The following is an 18,711-nucleotide window of genomic DNA, read 5'->3' as shown; positions in this document are numbered from 1 at the left end:
GAAGGGGGAAGAGGTCTTGAGAGTGAACAAGGTTTCCTTTAACATGCTTGTGATTATGGGTTTTAGCATTCAGTATGCATTGATGCATCTTTTTTCGGCAGGCGAGGTCATCGCCATTTCATCGGCTGAGCTTATTATTTATATGGCATTCACCTTTGCCGGGCTCGGCAGATTCTTCCGGCGGAGAAGACAGGTTCTGAACGAGCACGGCTGCGGGTCTGCCGGACTGTTTTTCAGCGTATTATGGACGGTCTCCTTGTGCTCTCAGTTCCGGAAAGAGAGCTACCCGGATGCGCTGACGATTATTAATTCGCTGGGGGTGTCCGCTGCCGGTCTGGTCCTGCTCACCGAGATCATTATATTGTTTAAGGTCTAAACAAATCGCTTGCCCCATTCGCAGAGCGGATCGAGCACCATGCGCAGTGTTCTTCCGCGGTCGGTCAGCTCGTAGACCACTTTAGGCGGCACTTCCAAGTAGGCTGTACGAAGAATAAGCGCATCGGCTTCCAGTTCTTTTAACTGCTGGGTCAGCATCTTCTGGGTAATGGGTGTAAGCTGACGCAGCATCTCCCCGTTACGGAGCGCCCCTTGCTCGGCCAGCAGGCAGAGAATCGCAGTCTTCCACTTGCCGCCGATTACCTCCAGCGTAACCTCGGTAGGATTGTTATGCTTTTTATGGCCTGGTACTGTAGCGTCATTCCCCTCGTTAGTCTCAAATGTCATCTCAGATGTCTCCTTCAACGTACCCGATTGGTAACTATATTACTCAAAAGTGCGTACTTTTTTGTTTCGATTATATCCTTTATATTCAATGGTGTCAGCATACACTAACGAAGGAGGCACTTTGGATGAGCACCAAAAAGGTATGGGGAACAGGGATTGTCGGAGCGGGCGGATGGGGTGGACAGGCTCATATTCCCGCACTGGCGGCAATTGAGGCTTATGAAGTGAAGGCGGTAACCGGTACGCGGGTCGAAAGCGCACAGGCGGCAGCCGAACAATACGGTATAGCCTCTTACTATACAAGTACATCTGAGATGGCAGAACGGCCCGAAATTGATGTTGTAGCGGTAACGGTAAAAGTACCTGAGCATGACCGGCTGCTCCGGGCAGCCCTGGAGGCCGGCAAGCATGTGTACAGCGAATGGCCGCTGGCCCGGAATACGGCAGAAGCGCAAGCGCTGCTTGAACTTGCGGAAGAACGGGGAGTGAAGCATGTGGCGGGACTCCAGGCACGGGGCAATCCGGCGGTCCGCTATATCAGGGACCTGGTCACTGAAAGAGCGGTTGGCCGTGTGCTGGCTGTGAATGCTGTCGTTACGCTGCCGGTATTTCCGACTTCGAATGGAATAGTAGATCTTGCACATGTCTATCTGCTGGATGAGGCGAATGGGGCAGATCAACTGACCATCGGTGCGGCCCATGTACTTGATGCGATTGAATATATGGTTGCTCCGTTTGTGGAGGTATCCGGCAGGTTAGACACGCAGTACCCCGAGGTGAATGTCCTTGAGACTGGGCAAAGGGTAACGGCGGACGCACCGGATCACGTGCTCGTTCACGGGAGGCTGGCCCAGAACGCCCTCGTCTCTGCCCAATTCGTGAATGCCGGTGCCCCCGGGTTTACACTGCGGATCATCGGAACCGGAGGGGAGCTGCTCATCACCCCCCGGGATGGGCTGATGTTTCAGATGGACCGGTTGACGCTTCAGCTGGTCCGTGCTTCCGGGGAGACAGAGCTACTGGAAACGCCGGACGCCTATGCTTCACAGGTACGTAACCTGTTTCCCGATCCCGGATACAATGTTGCTCATCTGTATGCTCTTTTTGCCCAGCGGCTTGCGGGGGAAGAGGCCGAATTGCCCGATTTCAGCCAAGCGGTGCGGCTGCATCGTCTGTTGGATGCGATCCGTGCAGCGAGTGCTTCGGGAGTTCGACAAGAAGTGGGATAACGATATTCCGCTTCTTGTCATCCCGCTTACTGTCCGCTTTCCTGGCATTCCACCAAATAAAATAAATAGTCGGTCGGAACGCCGGAATATCCCTGCTGGCGCAGCATGGCGGTGACATTGCCCCGGTGGTAGGTGCCATGATTGACCACATGCCGCAGGATGTCGGAGGAGCAGGTGTGGAGACTGCCATAGGACGGATGCACAATCGTCATGGCCTGGTCCGGGTCGGGGGTACGATCCATCAGATCGTGGAATTGTTCAGCAGTGCCGGCGAACAGTCTCCGCATCCCGTCCACGGAGACCCCCTCCGCTTCTGCGGTCCAGACGGGAATCTTCGGAAATATCTCTTCGGTAGGCACCTCCGCAAGCACGGAATGATAGAGCCGCTCGAAGCGGTACAGATGTCCGAAGGTTCGCGCCACGGACGGGAACACACTCGTCACCTCCGCATGAAATACCTCCTCCGGTAACTGCTCCAGATGGTTGAATATCCGCTGATTCGCCCATACATGGTAATCATATAACGCGTACGGTTGTTGAAACATGGCTCCATTCTCCTCTCGTTATTCTGGCAATGTGGCTGCCTTGTCTTGTTCCTAGTGTATAACAGGTTCACTGACAAACCTTGTCAGTGAAGTTCAATCGGCATCGTCCATGTAATGCCTGCTGATCTCGCGGGCTCTGTCCTGAAGCAGAAGCTTCAGTGCAAGCGGCTCCCGGATACGGATCGCTGTCCCGAACGACAGCAGATACTTGGGCAGGTACTTGTTCATGGACGGAACATCGAGCAGGAACCGCGCTTCCCGGTCGGTCCGTTCCGTCAAATAGTGACGCAGATGCCAATTACTGCACAGCTTGTTCAGCGTATCCGGCTCTCCCTCGATGCGGATAACCGTAAGAGGGCCGTCTTCTTCCCGCTCCTCTTCTGCTTGGCTGCGGAAGTAGTCAGACACCGAGAATTGCTCCGGCCGCTCGAAGCAGGTATCCGTCAGCTTAAGCGCGGCAATGCGGTCCACACGGAAGGTCCGCATTGCCCTTGACTGGTGGCAGAACGCGACCACATACCATTCGCTGCGGTCATAAGCCAGTCCATACGGATCGGCATCCCGTTCATCGGCCTGCGCAGAATTCACCTTCCGGTACGTGAGGTGTACGGTCCGCCCGTCCTTCACAGCCTGCTCCAGCTCCCGCAACAAGGGAACCACAGACGGCGCCCGGGACGGGGCAATGACATCGAGGCCGCTGGTGTGAAGCGACAAGTCATGGCGCTGTTCTTCATGCAGTCCGTTCTCCACCTTCTTGAGGGCGCTCTCCAGCTCCTTCGCATAAGGATAACCTGCGCCGACCGCGAATTTATAGGCATCCACCAGTGCCTTCAGCTCTAACGCGTTGAAGAACAGAGGCGTCTCGCTGAAGCTGTCCAGAATATACACTCCGCCGTCATGCCCGGATTCCGCAACCACCGGCACGCCGCTGGCACCAAGCGCGTCGATATACCGGTACACGGTACGGACGCTGATCTCCAGACTGTCCGCAATCTGTGCGGCCGTGAGTTTTTTGCCGGACCGCAGCATCCATAGCATAGCCAGCATATTATCCCATTTTGCCATTTGAAGCTCTCTCCCAGGTCCGCTTTTCATCCAACCGATGAATGCGGGCATTTTTTTCTCAGTCTACCATTTAATATTCTGCTGTTCCATCCGCTTTATGCTATGATGTGAAATATGGTATTTTCTGAGAGAGGAGGGCGCATTATGATCACTTTTAAAAAAATCATGCGGATTATCGGTCTTAGCGTTCTGGTCACGGGTGTGTCTCATTCCCCGGCTCCGGCTACAGCAGCTTCCGGTTCCGCCCCATCCGCCCAATTACCCGCGATTCAAATCTATCTGAATAACTCGCCGATCACCACCTCCGCAGGGGGAGCCACACTGATTAATGATACCGTGATGCTCTCACTGGACAAGTTATATGTCAGCGGGGCTACTGTTAGTTATGATGAACATACTAGGATGATCACCATTAACAACATCCTTACGACAGGCAGCATGAAGATCGGCAGCCGGATGGCCTCTGTGAACGGGAAGCAGATTACCTATTCCGCAGCCTTCCAGCAGGTGAATAAGCAGCTATACATACCATTGCGGTTCGTTAATGATGCCATTGGCGGTTCACTGGACTGGAATGCCAAGAAACGTGAAGCGTTCATCAGCTATCCTCATTTTGTCGGAGACGGTAGGAATGACAAGGATACTTATTTCTTGAATAATAAATGAATATAACTATAATCGTTCTTTATTAAGAGCCGCCCATTTTACTTAGTCGTGCTTTGTCCAAACTCTACAGTGGTTGCAGCGAGAGAGGCTACACGGGCCACGAAGGGTTATGGGATTTGGAGCGTAGATGCGACTACAAAACGAGGCGTTGATAACATGAATGATGGCGCTAACTATAGAAGAAGGATACATGAACAAGCTCCTGTGTGCATCGCAGGGGTTTGTTTTTGTATGTGTTCAATTTCTCGATGATATTTAATTTTAATAAAATAATAATTATGTTGAAATAATGTTTCAGTAATGGTATTCTGCATTTAGAGAGCGATTTCATAAACGGAAAAGGATGATGGAAATCATGTTAGAGCATTTGACAACGGAGACCCGCAATAAGAAGACCATGAACCTGGATGAGTTAACACCTCTTGAGCTTCTGAAAGTGATGAATGAAGAAGACCACAAGGTCGCACAGGCTGTGAAACAAGTCATTCCGCAGATTGCCGAAGCCGTAGAAGTGATTACCATGGCGATCAGACAAGGCGGGCGCTTAATTTACATGGGGGCTGGAACAAGCGGACGTATCGGCCTGCTTGATGCTGTTGAATGTCCGCCAACCTTTGGAACAGCACCTGAGGAGGTCATTGGGCTAATTGCCGGGGGAGAGAGGGCGTTCATCAAAGCAGTCGAAGGTGCAGAGGACAATGAACAATTAGGGGTACAGGATTTACAGGATATTAAGCTGACAGCCTCAGATGTTGTCGTCGGCATTGCCGCCAGCGGACGCACACCCTATGTGATCGGCGGATTAGAATATGCCAAGTCTATTGGAACACCCACGGTGGCCGTGAGCTGCAACAAAGATTCAGCGATTGGCAGAATTGCCGGGATTGCGATTGAAGTCGTGAATGGACCGGAGGTGTTAACCGGGTCAACACGTTTGAAGGCTGGAAGTTCGCAGAAATTAATCTGCAATATGCTATCCACAGCTTCAATGATTCGTACGGGCAAAGTATATGGAAATCTAATGGTGGATGTACAGTTAACCAATGAAAAGCTTGTAGAACGTGCCAAACGGATTGTCATGGATGCAACAGAGTGTGATGCTGAAACGGCAGAGCGTGTTCTGAAGCAGGCAGATCAGAAGCCTAAGATTGCTATTGTAATGATCCTTGCGGGGCTAACGAAAGAAGAAGCTGTGCAGCGGCTGGAAGAATCACAAGGCTTCGTCCGTCAGGCGATTCAATAATACGATCAGAAGAAGGGGGCAAACAACATGAGTAAATATCATGATTTAGCGGTCAACATATTAGGGGCTATCGGCGGCCGTGCAAATGTAACCGAGTACACCCATTGCATGACTCGTCTTCGTGTAACCGTTGTGGACCGCAGCCGGATCGCTGAAGCAGACTTGAAGCAAATCGACGGGGTTCTGGGAGTAGTGGATGATGAAACCTATCAAGTCATTCTCGGACCAGGAGTTGTAACCAAAGTAGCTGAAGAATTCGGTAAAGTGTTGGAAGCAAGCGGTCCTGAGGGCGATCCTTCCACTTCGGCTGAACAATTACAGGCCAAAGGCGCACAAATGAAAGCGCAGCTAAAAAAGAAGAACGATACTCCGTTCAAAAACTTTTTGCGGAAGATCGGAAATATATTCATCCCGCTTATCCCTGCATTCGTTGGAGCCGGATTAATTGCCGGTATTGGCTCGATTCTGACGAACAATATTACAGCGGGTAATTTGGACACAGCAACCTGGCAGCAATATGTGACGATCTTAAATGTCATCAAAAATGCTATTTTTAGTTACCTGGTGATTTATGTCGGTATTAATGCCGCCAAAGAATTCGGAGCTACGCCTGCTCTCGGGGGAGTAATCGGCGGGGTAACGCTGTTAACAGGGGTTACAGCAGACCTGACCATAACTAATATATTTACGGGTACACCTCTGACACCGGGTCAAGGCGGGGTGATCGGCGTTCTCATTGCTGTATGGATTCTGTCCATCGTTGAGAGATATTTGCGCAAAGTGATTCCTGATGCCGTTGATATTATCGTTACCCCTACAATCGCCTTGCTGGCCGTAGGGCTGATTACTATCTTTTTCATCATGCCGTTCGCCGGATTCATCTCCAGTAATTTAATCGGAGCGATTAACTGGACGTTAGAAGTGGGCGGAGCCTTCTCAGGCTTTGTATTAGGAACAGCGTTCCTGCCGCTTGTGATGTTAGGGCTGCATCAGGTATTGACACCGATTCACATTGAGATGATCAATGATTCAGGGATGACGCTGCTGCTTCCGATGCTGGCTATGGCCGGGGCAGGCCAGGTTGGGGCTTCCATCGCCTTATGGATTCGCTGCAAGAAGAATAAATCATTGACGAACATGATTAAAGGCGCTCTTCCGGTCGGTATTCTGGGAATCGGCGAGCCCTTGATTTACGGGGTTACTTTACCGCTGGGCCGTCCGTTTGTTACAGCTTGTATTGGCGGCGGGATTGGTGGTGCGGTCATCGGTTTATTCGGCAACGTTGGAGCCATTGCGATTGGTCCTTCCGGGGTTGCGTTAATTCCCTTGATTGCGAATGGATTATGGCTGAAATATGTAATAGGCTTAATCGCAGCATACGCTGGCGGATTCATTGCCACTTATCTCTTCGGTACACCCAAAGAGGCTATGGCCGAACAGGAGTAAGCGACTCTGAGATATTGAGGTGATTCCAGTGCTCGGAATTTCAATTTTTGTAGCGGACCGCACATTAGAAGACAATGTGAATTATATGGAACACATGAAGGCTGCAGGCTGTAGCGAAATATTCACCTCTCTTCATATGCCGGAGGATGAGCTCGAAGTATTGAAGGAGAAGCTGCTGGAGATTGCAAAGGCTACCCGGCGGTTAGGAATGAACCTGATGGCGGATATTTCCGGGAAGGCACTGGAGAACTTTTCGTTACCCTTTCTGTTGGAGGCTGGTGTTACAGGTTTGCGGATGGATTTCGGCTTCGAGGCCCGTGACATTGCCGCCTACTCTAACAGGATGACAATTGCCTTAAATGCCAGCACCTTAACCCCGGAATTCTTAGCAGCATTGAAAGAGCATTCGATTTGTCTTGAGAACATTGAAGCCTGGCATAATTATTATCCCCGCCCGGAGACAGGTCTGGATAAGGAAGCATTTACAGCGAAGAACAGATGGCTGCAAGCGGAAGGCATTACGACAATGGCCTTTATTCCGGGAGACGGGCTGAAGAGAAAACCGTTATTTCAAAGTCTGCCTACCTTAGAGAAGCACCGGAATCAATCTTCTTTTCTGGCCTACCTGGAATTAGAGCAGGATTGTGCGGTGGACAAAATTTTCGTTGGCGATTTAACCCTTTCAGAAGAGTCTCAGATTCAATTTCAGCAGTATGAGGAAGGGATTATTCCCTTGCGGGTAACCCAGGCATTGCCTTATGCCTTATGGGATAAGGTCCACCGGAACCGCCTTGACGCTGCCCGTGATGTGATTCGCTCTGAGAGTGCACGGACAGATCAGGACCGCTTTGGAATGAACCGAAGTATTGCGCCTATGCATACGAACAAGCGGCCTAGAGGGACAATTACCGTTGATAATAATTTGTATGGCCGGTATGAACATGAGCTACAGATCACTTTAAGAGATCTGCCGGCACATGAAGCGGTTAATGTGATTGGTCATGTGATAGAAGAGGACCTTCCGCTATTGGACTACGTCACACAAGGCGGAAGGCGCTTTAGCTTCACGGCTGCTACTTAATGATAACTCCCCTCTATTTTGTTACAATAAGAAGAATTGACTGAGGAGAGGAGTTTAGAACTTGGCAGCAGGAAGCATGATTTCTCAAATTGAACTGGTCTTAAATGAACTGCCGGAATCAGAAAAAAAAGTAGCGGAGTACATTCTTGCCAATGCTAAAGAAGTGATGCATATGAGCATCCACGAGTTAGCAGCGAAGGCGGAGGCGAGCAGTGCGGCGGTTGTCCGTTTTTGCCGGTCACTGGGCATCGAGGGCTTCCCCGCGCTTAAAATCCGCTTATCCGCTGAAGTAGAGAACACGAGTTATGTGGGCTACTTTGATGTTGAATCCAATGAAACGGTCCATTCGATCATTGATAAAATGTTGTCGAATACCATATTGACCTTTCAGAATACGGCCAGTCAACTGGACCCGCATTCGATTGAGCAGGCCGTGAGCCTGTTACAGCAGGCAGAGGTTATTTATGTGTATGGGATAGGGGCGTCTTTCATTATTGCAGAGGATGCGGCACAGAAATGGCTGCGGCTCGGCAAAAATGTATATGCTATTTCTGACCGTCATTTATTGGCGGCAGCTATGGCTACGAAATCAGAGAACGCTGTCTTCTGGGGGATTTCGTATAGCGGGGAGACGGGCGAGGTCATTCAATTAATCAAACGGGCCAAGGAGCATGGGATCAAAACCATCAGCCTGACCCGTCCTGGAAATAACAAGCTTTCCCAGCTGGCGGATGTTTCTTTATTTACATCACGAGCCCCGGAAGCCACACTTCGCAGTGCGGCAACCAGCTCAAGATTTGCCCAATTATTCGTGCTTGATATTGTCTTTAGCGTATATGCTTCTGCCCAGCATGATTTGACTGTGGAGCAGCTGGCGAAGACTAGGCAGATGATTGAAGTTTTGAATGACTGATGTTGAAACATAGATGAATACCTATAGAAAGGGAGCACCCGCCATAGGATGCTCCCAACTTTTATTTTCTCAACGCATTGATCTCCTGCTCTGTTAATCCAGTGGCCTTAACAATGGTCATTATGTCCAGATTCAAGTCAAGCATATTCTTCGCTACTTCCTTTATGCCTTCCTTCATACCTGCCAATTTAGCACTTCCCAACATGGAGGCTTCATCATGCAAATATTTCTGTCTCGCTTCATACAATCGTCTGGCCTCTGAATCCTGACTCAGATATTGCAGGGTATCCATCGCCTTCTCTAGTCCCGGCTCATTCATCTTCAGCACCTCCCAGTGTGATGTATCGGCACCTTTCAGGAATAATAGCCAATTGATCAGTCCGCCTTCAGATGGAACACTACGTTCATCTAGTTTCGGTAATTCCAAGAAATGAACCTCGATGTCGTCAATTAAGGATATCCCTGTCCGGTCTTCCCGCAGATGAAATACGTTATGATATTGTTCATTCTTCAAGAACGAATAATTCAAAATGTTGATCGTTACGCATTTCTTCAACTCTGGATACTTCTCGCCCTCACTCAGTTGACTTGCATAACGTTTGCTCCAATAAAAAAGCGTTCTTTTCTCTATGTCGTACTTATTAAACAGTTGCATCTCTATATCAATCAGTTTACCTTCTGAGGTCCTGGCATAAACATCAAAGATGGATTGTTTGTCCAGGGGATCGTCTTTATCCGTATATGGATTCATTAAAATAATCTCAGTCAACGGCGGCTCGCCAGCTTCGGTGAAAATGCGGTTAAGAAATGCCAATAGTACATCCTTGTTGTTCTCGCTGCCAAATATCCGTTTGAATACAAAGTCTACACGCGGGTCCAGTAATTCCATCGGCCATCAACTCCATTCATTATTATTATATCATTTTTCAAGGGTTCTGAGCCCCGTCCTCAAGCCGGAGATTGTCGATCAAGAACCGGCGCAGGCTGCTGATGAAGGTATGGGTGGCATGGCTGATATAGCGGTCTGCCCGGTAGATCAGTCTGAGGTTGCGGCAGGGGGCGGTATTCAGGATCGGAATGGAGCAAAGTCCGCTGTTCTCCATGCCTTCAAGCAGTCCGCGCGGCTGTACGGTGCCGCCAATCCCGGCTTTGACCAGCTGAAGCAGTGAGGTGGCTGATCCGGTCTCCATGATCGGTTCCAGCCCGAAGCCGGCCTCCAGGCAGGTATTCTCCACCAGCTCTCTGCCGATGTAGGTGCGCGGATACATCACAAGCTGGATCTGCTGAAGCGATGACAGCTCAATATGGCTCATCGCGGCATACGGATGATCCTCGCGGACAATCAGATGATAAGGCTCCCAGCCAAGGTCCACTTGAGTCAGCATGGAATCCCGCGGACCGGGAAGGCAGATGCCGATGTCCAGCTTGTTCTCCAGCACCTCCTGCTGAATAAGCGTTGAAGCGAAGACCTGGAGCCGTATATTGGGAAAGTCGGCATGAAATTTAACCAGCATCGGCGTTAGACGGTAGTCCAGGTCAGAGGGCAGCACCCCAAGCCGGATCATGCCACGGTTGTCAGAGCGCAGCTCATTAATCGCTGCTTTGGCATTCTGCTCATTCTGGATCATCCGGGCTGCGTAGTCCTTCAGGAGGGAACCTGCTTCAGTAAGAGCGATCTTTTTGCCGATCCGGTCGAACAGGGGCATGCCCATTTCACCTTCCAGTACTTTAATCTGCTGGCTTAGTGTCGGTTGGCTGATGCCCAGCCCCTCAGCGGCGCGTGTGAAATGCAGTTCTTCACAGACGGCCATGAAATAGTGCAGGTGGCGGGTTTCCATGGAATTCACTCCTTTCAGGATAAGATCATAGTCAATTACTATTATAATAATATAAACAATAGTATTGATCAATATATGACATCTCCGTATACTCAGGTTATATACAAAATACAGATATGGAGTGAGTGAAATGCCTTTCTTACTGTTATTCGTTGCCTTGCTGGCAGCCTCATTAAATATGCGTCCGGTAATTACTTCGGTCTCACCGCTGCTGGGTAACATTCAGAGTGATCTGGGGATGAACAGCCTGCAGGCCAGCCTGATGACAACACTGCCAGTCCTGTGTATGGGGATATTCGCACCCCTTGCCGCGAGCATCAGCCGCCGCTTCGGTCTGGAGCGCACGATCTTCGGGGCCATGGTGCTGATCGGGGCGGCGACAGCCGCACGCGGGTTCCTGTCCTCATCCTCCGGTCTCATTCTGACGGCGCTGGCAGCAGGCGTAGGGATCGGCATTGCCGGACCGCTGCTGTCAGGCTTCATTAAGCGTCATTTTCCCGGCCGTTCAGCGATGGTTAGCGTGTATTCCGCCTCAATGGTGGTGGGCGCTTCGCTCGCAGCCGGGATGGCTGTTCCGGTCTATACCTGGCTGGACAATTCCTGGCAGCTGTCCCTGGCGGTATGGGCAGTCTTGTCGCTCGCCGCGCTTCCGGTCTGGTGGAGAATAGCCGCGCGGTCCAAGCCGCTGAAGGATCAGGCTGCACCTTCCAGGCTGCCCTTGAACAACGGCAAGGCTTGGCTGCTAACCGTGTTCTTCGGTCTTATGGCCAGTATCTTCTATTCACTGACCGCCTGGCTGGCCCCGATGGCCGCATCCATGGGGTATAGCAAGCATGAAGCGGGCAATCTGCTCACCCTTTTCACCTTGATACAGATTCCGGTAAGCATTCTCGTGCCCATCCTTGTGGCCAAATTCCAGCGTCGCACGTTATGGCTGGTGCTGTGTAGTCTGTTCGAGCTAAGCGGACTGCTGCTCCTTCTGGGATCAGCCTCACCGCTGCTGAGCGCAGTAATGCTCGGCATTGGCGCTGGCGGATTATTCCCCCTGGCTCTAATGCTGCCGCTCTTAATGACGGAGCGGGCGGAAGAGGCCAGCTCCTGGTCATCGCTTAACCAGGGGGGCGGGTATTTTCTCGGGGCTTTGGGACCACTCGCGATTGGCCGTATCTACGATGCCTCGGGTTCATTCCAGCCCGCGCTGATCGGCATGGCCGTGGTCACTGTACTGATGATTGCGGTGCAGGTGATGATTGGAAGGAGCTCCCGCCAGGCGGCAGCTTCCAAGGGAACACCTGTTAAAGAGTTGGTGAAGTAGGATACACCATAGGTGTCATTCGCATGAACTCCTGCTAATTCATATTAGCGGGGGTTTTTCTTTATTTGCAGATTTACAAAATATGGAATACGTGTTATCTTATCTATGAAAGCGCATCCATGATTAGATAGATTAGGTATGTATTTACCATTTTATCATGGGGAGGAAAGATCGTTATGAAACATTGGTTCAAGAAGGCAAGCGTAATCCTGCTGGCATGTACCCTGCTGCTCGGGTGGATCTCAGCGCCGTCTGTTCATGCAGACCATGCACTGTTCACCATTGAAGGCGAAGATGCACAGCTCACCCCGGATCTACAAGTGACGACTCAGATTTACGGACAACCGAAGCCTGGTTACTCGGGAAGCGGGTTTGTCTGGATGCAGAATTCCGGCACCATTTCCTTTACAGTAACTGTCCCGGAAACCGGCATGTACACGATCTCTACCCGTTATATGCAGGAGCTGAGCCCGGATGGCAGACAGCAGGCATTAATCGTTAACGGTGCTGCGAAGGGTTCGTATATGCTGCCCTACACAACTACGTGGAAGGATTTCAACTTCGGCTATCACAAGCTGAATCAAGGCAGCAATATTATTCAGGTAAAAGCAGGCTGGGGATTCGCTTACTTCGACACCTTCACGGTAGATCATGCGAACCTGGACCCCCTGATTGTGCAGCCCGTTCTCTCTGACGCCCAGGCCACGCCCGAAACGCAGCTCCTGATGAATTATTTGACAGAGGTGTACGGGAAGCATATGCTATCGGGCCAGCAGGAGATCTATGGAGGAGGGAATGACGGCAATTCTGAGCTGGAGTTCGACTGGATTCACAATCTGACCGGCAAGTATCCGGCTATCCGCGGGTTCGATCTCATGAACTATAATCCGCTGTATGGCTGGGAGGACGGCACTACCGCCCGCATGATCGACTGGGTGAATACCAAGGGCGGGATTGCGACCAATAGCTGGCATCTTACGGTTCCCCGTGACTTCACCGCCTATCAGCTCGGGGAATTCGTGGATTGGAAGGAAGCTACCTACAAGCCGACAGAGACCAATTTTAATACAGCCAATGCAGTGATTCCCGGAACCAAAGAGTACAAGTACTTGAAGCTGGCCATCAAGGATCTGGCGGAGCAGCTGCAGATTCTGCAGGACAACAATGTGCCGGTCATCTTCAGACCCTACCATGAGGCAGAAGGCAACGGCGGATTGAACGGGGAAGGGGCGTGGTTCTGGTGGGCTTCGGCAGGCGCGGAGGTGTACAAGCAGCTATGGGATCAGCTCTACACCGAGCTTACCGAGACTTACGGTCTGCACAACCTGATCTGGACCTATAACAGCTATATGTACAGCACCTCTCCCGCATGGTATCCAGGTGATGATCAGGTGGATATTGTCGGCTACGATAAATACAACACGATCTACAACCGTTATGACGGACTGTCGGGCGTGCCTAATGAGGATGCGATAACCTCGACCTTCTATCAGCTGGTGGATCTGACTGGCGGTAAGAAGATGGTAGCCATGACCGAGAACGACACCGTCCCAAGCGTACAGAATCTGACCGAGGAGAAAGCGGGCTGGCTCTATTTCCTCCCATGGTACGGAGAGCATCTGATGAGCACGGCGTTCAATTATCCGGCCACCCTGACCACTCTGTACCAGAGTAATTATGTCATTACGTTAGATGAGCTGCCCGATCTGAAGGTGAACCATCCCAATCCCAGTGCATCTATAACGCCCGGGAACGCAGCCTTTGATAAAGCGGCCACCTTGCAGCAGGATATTTCCGTAGCGCTGACCTTACACGGGCATCAGCTGACAAGCCTGAAGAGCGGGAATTATACGCTTGTACCCGGCCAGGATTATACGGCAACTAGTACGGCTGTGATTCTGAGAAAAGCGTATCTCTCCACGCTGCCGCTCGGACAGAATGCGATCACCTTTCACTTCAGCGGAGGCAATAACGCTATTCTTACAGTGAATGTGGCAGACACCCATATTCCTGCACCCGCAGGAGATCTGACGGTCCAAGCCTATAACGGCAGTACGGGCGCTTCGACCAGCGGGGTTTCGCCCAAATTCAAAGTCGTCAATACGGGGGATTCAGCGATTTCACTCAGTGATGTGAAGCTCCGGTATTACTACACGATTGACGGCGAGAAGGATCAGAGCTTCTGGATCGACTGGTCCAGCGTTGGAAGTGCGAACGTAACCGGCACATACGTGAAGCTGGACACCCCGGTGGCCGGTGCCGATTATGCACTGGAGATAGGCTTCACCAGTTCCGCTGGAACACTGAATCCCGGCCAGAGCGCAGAAATCCAGACCCGCTTCTCCAAAGTGGACTGGTCCAACTACAATCAGGCGGACGATTACTCGTTCAAGGCCTTGGGCAGCCAGTTCGTAAACCATGAGCAGGTTACCGGGTATGTCGGTGGTCAGCTTGTGTGGGGAATCGAACCGTAATAGAGGGTAGAACAGAGGGCTGGATGAAGGGGGAACCCTGATCCGGCCTCTTTGTGTACAAGCAAAGAAAGATTTTAACCCCAAAGACGCTGTTATGGTATTCTCCTCATTCGCTTTAATTAGTGCAGCCATCATCTTTGCGCTTGTGGTTTACGATGTCTTGAGTATTCAGGACATGCTCTCCTTTGAACATCCGATAACCATGGCCTGGAGCATTGCAATCTCCTCGATCGGCCTTATACTGTTCGGCGTTATTGTAACGCCCTGTACTCCTTCAAGCTACATTGATGATACCAACAAAAGCTATCAGAAATTCCCTGTGTCAGATATATGGCCTTTACGTTCGCAGGTGCATTGATTGAAAAGTGTTGTTCATAGGAATCCTTCAGAATGTACTATACCTCTATTTCTATCAACCATGGGATGCCCATTGTAATCATAGCAATGTTATTTATAGACTAATATATTGTTATAATTGAGAATAAATGTTATATTTACTTGAAGATGCTTACAAAAAAGGAAGGAGACGGAATGAAGAGGCTAACATTTTAATAATAACGCTGAGGAGAGTGTATGTAATGAAGGTGGTACGTAATAGTTTTCTTCTACTTGTGATAGCATTGGTTCTAACGATATCTTCATCTGCCTATGCAGCTGAAGAGAATACTTCTAATGGAGATAATAAAATTTATGAAAATGTAGTTGATATTGAAACAGCAAAACTAGTAGGAGAGCGTTTTCTTCAAGAATCAGAATTAGCAGATTGGGACTAGGCAACTTTGATATTTACAGAAACATTTTATGACCTTGACGATACGGAATCTGCATACTACTTCTTAGTTGATTATAATAATAAACAAGAAGGATATGTTGTAGTATCGGCTATTAAAGATAGAGGACCAATTCTTCAATTTGGTCAAGGAGCTCTGGAATTGAACAAAGAAGAAGGGGGAAGAGGATATTTTCTCGGTCTTCAAATTGTTTATTCTGATAGTGGAAATACGTTATTATCTATGAGTGCTGGAAATGAAAAATCATCGGATCAGAACTTTAAGTTACATTCCCTCAAAAAGACCCCTGAAAGTAGTATTCCTGTTTGGAACAAATACTTATCTTCAGAAAAAACAATTTCACCAATGGTAGTTTATCCGTCATCTAAAGAACTTGCAGTATCACGAGTATGGCAAAGAAGTCCGGGAGTTAATTATCCAAAGAGTTCATGCGGTCCTGCAACAGCTGCTATGATAGTGAATTATTATAATTATGTTAGGGGTTATTCGTTAAAAGGCTCATATTATTATTTCTCAGATGCTGCTTTCATCAATCATTTGTATACTGATATGAATACAGGTTCGTTTGGGACATCACTTTCGTCAGCATATACAGGATTATTAACCCATTTAAATCATGATTATACCCTCTATTTTAGGGGGATGAGCTATAATTCTGGTGTTGGGAACTATGGAGTATACAGAGATGCAATCATGAATAATAATCCAGTTGCGATTAGATATAATTATTTTGTAAGTGAGCAATCATATACTAATTACCATTTTGTTGCGGGAAATGGGTTCAAAACAGTATCAGGTGTTGAATATTTTGGGGTTAAAGACCCTGATTATGGTGAGAACAATACAGCAACACAATGGATTAATTGGTTAACTAACGATGACGATTTCGCTTTGATTTTAACATTCCCTCAAACGTAGTTTTTGAGCAACTCTCCACTAAGTAATGAAATTATGTTATTTGGTGGAGAACACTATTTACCGGAGGTGTTATTGTGAACAGGAGGTATGGGTCAACATTAATATTGTTGGTATTGAATGTACTTGGTGTTTTTGCCGTGGATATTACTACTTTTAAGTACAGAATAGGAAGAGGGATATCGGGTAACGGAAACCCTGGAATTATAGCTTTGATAATTAGTCTGACTTTGCTTGCAATTTTGTTTATACTCTTGGTCTTCATATCTATTGACTATCTAAGAAAGCTACCCCGAAAATTCACAATGATAGTTATTCCCTCTCTTTCAATGGTCACTATAGTGTTCATGATATTTGGTGAGCTGAACAAAATGAATGTATTAGAACAAAACTTAAAAGGTTTCACAAATGATAAGGATTCGGTAGTTTTTCGGTTTGGTTGGATTAACCAATATACAAACACTCTATTTTATAATGGTTACATCTTGGGTTTCGGAATTTCTTTGGCAATACTTGTGTCTTGCCTTATCGTTAGAATCCAGTCTATTGACACCTAGCAAGGAGCTCGTCAAGTTCTAGTATTAGATCCTTAAGCTGCCTAAGCTTGCTGCTGACACTCAAATAATAGAAATTCTTCGTTCCTTCTTTACGGACATCAATGATTTGAGCCTCTTTTAGTATTCTTAGATGATGGGATACTGCGGGGCGGGATAAATGGGTTTGCTCTGTAATGTCTCCAACTCTCATGCCTAACATTTGCGATCCTCGTATTAAAGTGACTAAGATCGCCTGACGGGTCTCATCGCCTATAGCAGATAACACCTGCTGGTTCTTCTTAAACTCACTCAGTAAACGGTCTTCATTAGTGGAATTCATCAAATTCACTGCTCCTTTCGTCCAATGGTTTAAATGGTTCAACGATTTAAGGATAGCATAGCTACGGCTTAGCAGGCACATTGGGAAAGGAAATCGAGACCGATCCCTAAATAGTCCGCTATTCTACGAACGAAAAATATACTTATTATTCCATATATATGGTAGAATAATAACATAATATGGTTATTCCCCTTTTTATAGTGGCTATTAATTGTCGGAGGGAGGTCAGCAGAGGTTATTGTTGTAACCGCTTTCGTAATGTGCAATGACTATATGAACGGAGGTTTTGACATGTTAGCCAAAATGAAAAAATGCGGAGTTCACAGTCTAGCTCTGGTATTACTCGCTTCCGTTGTGTTTGGCGGGTGGAGTGCGCGGGCATCTGCGGCAACCCCGGTTACCTCGGACTTCAGATCCTTGCAGGCTTCGCAGGTCGTTAGCGAGATGGGCGCTGGATGGAATCTCGGGAATCAGCTTGAAGCTACGGTCAATGGTACGCCGAATGAGACAGCGTGGGGCAACCCCACAATTACTCCGGAACTGATCAAAAAGGTGAAAGCCGCAGGATTCAAAACGATTCGCATCCCGGTGTCCTATCTGAATTACATTGGAAGCGCTCCCGGATACACAGTGAATGCTGCATGGCTGGACCGGGTGAAGACAGTCGTTGACTATGCCTACAATGAAGGCCTGTATGTCGTCATTAATATTCATGGAGATGGCTTCAACTCGATTCCGGGCAGCTGGCTTCTGGTGAATAGCGGCAACCAGACTGAGATCAAGCAGAAATATCAGCAGGTATGGCAGCAGATTGCGAACAAGTTCGCTGGCTATGATGAGCGGCTGATCTTTGAGTCGATGAATGAGATTTTTGACGGCACCTATGGGAATCCGAATGCGGCTTATTACGCCAACCTTAATGCGTACAATCAAATCTTCGTGGATACGGTCAGACAGACCAGCGGCAACAATAGCGCAAGATGGCTGCTGGTTCCGGGCTGGAATACGAATATCGACTACACGGCGGGCAATTACGGCTTCGTACTTCCTACCGATACCTACAGATCCTCGACCATTCCTGCTTCCGAGAAAAGAATCATGATCTCCGCACACTACTATTCACCGTGGGATTTTGCGGGCGAGGAATCAGGGGCGATTACGCAGTGGGGGGCTTCAGCCACGAATCCTTCCAAAAAATCGACCTGGGGACAAGAGGATTACCTGAATTCCCAGCTCCAGTCCATGTACAATAAGTTCGTCACCCAAGGTTACCCTGTAGTGATCGGAGAATTCGGTTCCATCGACAAAACGTCCTATGATTCCAGCAATAACGTGTACCGTGCAGCCTATGCCAAAGCAGTAACAGCAGCGTCCAAGAAATACAAAGCCGTACCGGTCTATTGGGATAATGGCTATAATGGCCAGCATGGCTTCGCTCTGTTCAACCGTACGAACAACACCGTAACCCAGCAAGGCATTATCAATGCCATTATGCAAGGGATGCAATAACCTGTAGATGCTCCATCGACTCCTCGTCCCGCCGGGTGCTATACTACGAACAGGAACGAATCAGAGCGATAGCAAAGGAGTC

General features: G+C 48.9%; 19 protein-coding genes. 13 read left to right on the top strand and 6 right to left on the bottom strand.

Translation table 11 applies throughout. From position 1 onward, the window contains the following. Positions 1–43 precede the first annotated feature (43 nt). A complete protein-coding gene (locus KDC22_RS19965) occupies positions 44–376 on the top strand; it encodes a hypothetical protein (RefSeq protein WP_173132929.1) in 333 nt (110 codons plus the stop codon). On the opposite strand, the gene KDC22_RS19960 is transcribed toward KDC22_RS19965, so the two are convergent. Next, positions 373–723, bottom strand: a complete 351-nt coding sequence (locus tag KDC22_RS19960) for a winged helix-turn-helix transcriptional regulator (RefSeq protein WP_173132932.1) — start codon at positions 721–723, stop codon at positions 373–375. The two genes, KDC22_RS19965 and KDC22_RS19960, sit on opposite strands and share 4 nt — an antisense overlap. Before the next feature lie 125 nt (positions 724–848). On the opposite strand from KDC22_RS19960, the gene KDC22_RS19955 reads away from it, so the two are divergent. Further along, complete coding sequence (locus tag KDC22_RS19955) at positions 849–1,952, top strand: Gfo/Idh/MocA family protein (RefSeq protein WP_211720101.1); 1,104 nt, start codon at positions 849–851, stop codon at positions 1,950–1,952. Positions 1,953–1,978: 26 nt separating this feature from the next. On the opposite strand, the gene KDC22_RS19950 is transcribed toward KDC22_RS19955, so the two are convergent. Together KDC22_RS19950 and KDC22_RS19945 are read right to left on the bottom strand one after the other, a co-directional pair. Further along, complete coding sequence (locus KDC22_RS19950) at positions 1,979–2,497, bottom strand: DinB family protein (RefSeq protein ID WP_211720100.1); 519 nt, start codon at positions 2,495–2,497, stop codon at positions 1,979–1,981. Between the two features lie 93 nt (positions 2,498–2,590). Continuing rightward, positions 2,591–3,562 (bottom strand): helix-turn-helix transcriptional regulator, encoded by a 972-nt coding sequence (locus KDC22_RS19945; RefSeq protein WP_211720099.1) that lies wholly within the window; start codon positions 3,560–3,562, stop codon positions 2,591–2,593. A 144-nt stretch (positions 3,563–3,706) separates the two neighbouring features. On the opposite strand from KDC22_RS19945, the gene KDC22_RS19940 reads away from it, so the two are divergent. From KDC22_RS19940 to KDC22_RS19920, 5 genes are all read left to right on the top strand, one after another. Further along, positions 3,707–4,228 carry a copper amine oxidase N-terminal domain-containing protein gene (locus KDC22_RS19940; RefSeq protein WP_211720098.1) on the top strand — a complete coding sequence of 174 codons (522 nt, stop codon included), beginning with the start codon at positions 3,707–3,709 and terminating at the stop codon, positions 4,226–4,228. 355 nt (positions 4,229–4,583) lie between these two features. Beyond that, positions 4,584–5,471: an N-acetylmuramic acid 6-phosphate etherase gene (murQ, locus tag KDC22_RS19935; RefSeq protein ID WP_211720097.1), complete on the top strand. Its 888-nt coding sequence runs from the start codon at positions 4,584–4,586 to the stop codon at positions 5,469–5,471. 27 nt (positions 5,472–5,498) lie between these two features. Continuing rightward, the gene (locus KDC22_RS19930; RefSeq protein WP_211720096.1) at positions 5,499–6,917 is read left to right on the top strand and encodes a PTS transporter subunit EIIC; all 1,419 of its coding nucleotides are present in this window, start codon (positions 5,499–5,501) and stop codon (positions 6,915–6,917) included. A gap of 19 nt (positions 6,918–6,936) precedes the next feature. Continuing rightward, on the top strand, positions 6,937–7,998 hold the full coding sequence (locus KDC22_RS19925; protein WP_343221777.1) for a DUF871 domain-containing protein: 1,062 nt from the start codon (positions 6,937–6,939) through the stop codon (positions 7,996–7,998). Positions 7,999–8,059: 61 nt separating this feature from the next. Further along, positions 8,060–8,911 carry a MurR/RpiR family transcriptional regulator gene (locus KDC22_RS19920; protein WP_211720094.1) on the top strand — a complete coding sequence of 284 codons (852 nt, stop codon included), beginning with the start codon at positions 8,060–8,062 and terminating at the stop codon, positions 8,909–8,911. A 61-nt stretch (positions 8,912–8,972) separates the two neighbouring features. Here KDC22_RS19920 and KDC22_RS19915 read toward each other — a convergent pair whose 3' ends face one another. Both KDC22_RS19915 and KDC22_RS19910 read right to left on the bottom strand, forming a co-directional pair. Then, the gene (locus KDC22_RS19915) at positions 8,973–9,800 is read right to left on the bottom strand and encodes an Rpn family recombination-promoting nuclease/putative transposase (RefSeq protein WP_173132959.1); all 828 of its coding nucleotides are present in this window, start codon (positions 9,798–9,800) and stop codon (positions 8,973–8,975) included. A 37-nt stretch (positions 9,801–9,837) separates the two neighbouring features. Further along, a complete protein-coding gene (locus tag KDC22_RS19910; protein WP_211720093.1) occupies positions 9,838–10,749 on the bottom strand; it encodes a LysR family transcriptional regulator in 912 nt (303 codons plus the stop codon). Positions 10,750–10,879: 130 nt separating this feature from the next. On the opposite strand from KDC22_RS19910, the gene KDC22_RS19905 reads away from it, so the two are divergent. The 5 genes from KDC22_RS19905 to KDC22_RS19885 all read left to right on the top strand — a co-directional run bounded on the left by KDC22_RS19905 (position 10,880) and on the right by KDC22_RS19885 (position 16,801). Next, on the top strand, positions 10,880–12,064 hold the full coding sequence (locus tag KDC22_RS19905) for an MFS transporter (RefSeq protein WP_211720092.1): 1,185 nt from the start codon (positions 10,880–10,882) through the stop codon (positions 12,062–12,064). A 176-nt stretch (positions 12,065–12,240) separates the two neighbouring features. Next, on the top strand, positions 12,241–14,538 hold the full coding sequence (locus tag KDC22_RS19900; protein ID WP_211720091.1) for a glycosyl hydrolase: 2,298 nt from the start codon (positions 12,241–12,243) through the stop codon (positions 14,536–14,538). Between the two features lie 578 nt (positions 14,539–15,116). After that, positions 15,117–15,311: a hypothetical protein gene (locus KDC22_RS19895; RefSeq protein ID WP_211720090.1), complete on the top strand. Its 195-nt coding sequence runs from the start codon at positions 15,117–15,119 to the stop codon at positions 15,309–15,311. Positions 15,312–15,317: 6 nt separating this feature from the next. Then, a complete protein-coding gene (locus KDC22_RS19890) occupies positions 15,318–16,247 on the top strand; it encodes a C39 family peptidase (RefSeq protein ID WP_211720089.1) in 930 nt (309 codons plus the stop codon). A 74-nt stretch (positions 16,248–16,321) separates the two neighbouring features. Further along, on the top strand, positions 16,322–16,801 hold the full coding sequence (locus KDC22_RS19885) for a hypothetical protein (protein WP_211720088.1): 480 nt from the start codon (positions 16,322–16,324) through the stop codon (positions 16,799–16,801). On the opposite strand, the gene KDC22_RS19880 is transcribed toward KDC22_RS19885, so the two are convergent. Next, entirely contained in the window at positions 16,788–17,120 is a 333-nt protein-coding gene (locus KDC22_RS19880; protein WP_173132999.1) for an ArsR/SmtB family transcription factor, read from the bottom strand. The genes KDC22_RS19885 and KDC22_RS19880 overlap by 14 nt on opposite strands. A 291-nt stretch (positions 17,121–17,411) precedes the next feature. Between KDC22_RS19880 and KDC22_RS19875 the strand changes: the two genes are divergently transcribed. Further along, positions 17,412–18,629 carry a glycoside hydrolase family 5 protein gene (locus KDC22_RS19875; protein WP_211720087.1) on the top strand — a complete coding sequence of 406 codons (1,218 nt, stop codon included), beginning with the start codon at positions 17,412–17,414 and terminating at the stop codon, positions 18,627–18,629. Positions 18,630–18,711: the final 82 nt, after the last annotated feature.

Origin of the sequence: Paenibacillus tritici, assembly GCF_018207515.1 — a bacterium.
Lineage (GTDB): Bacteria > Bacillota > Bacilli > Paenibacillales > Paenibacillaceae > Paenibacillus_AQ > Paenibacillus_AQ tritici.
This window is presented reverse-complemented; position numbering and strand designations above follow the sequence as displayed.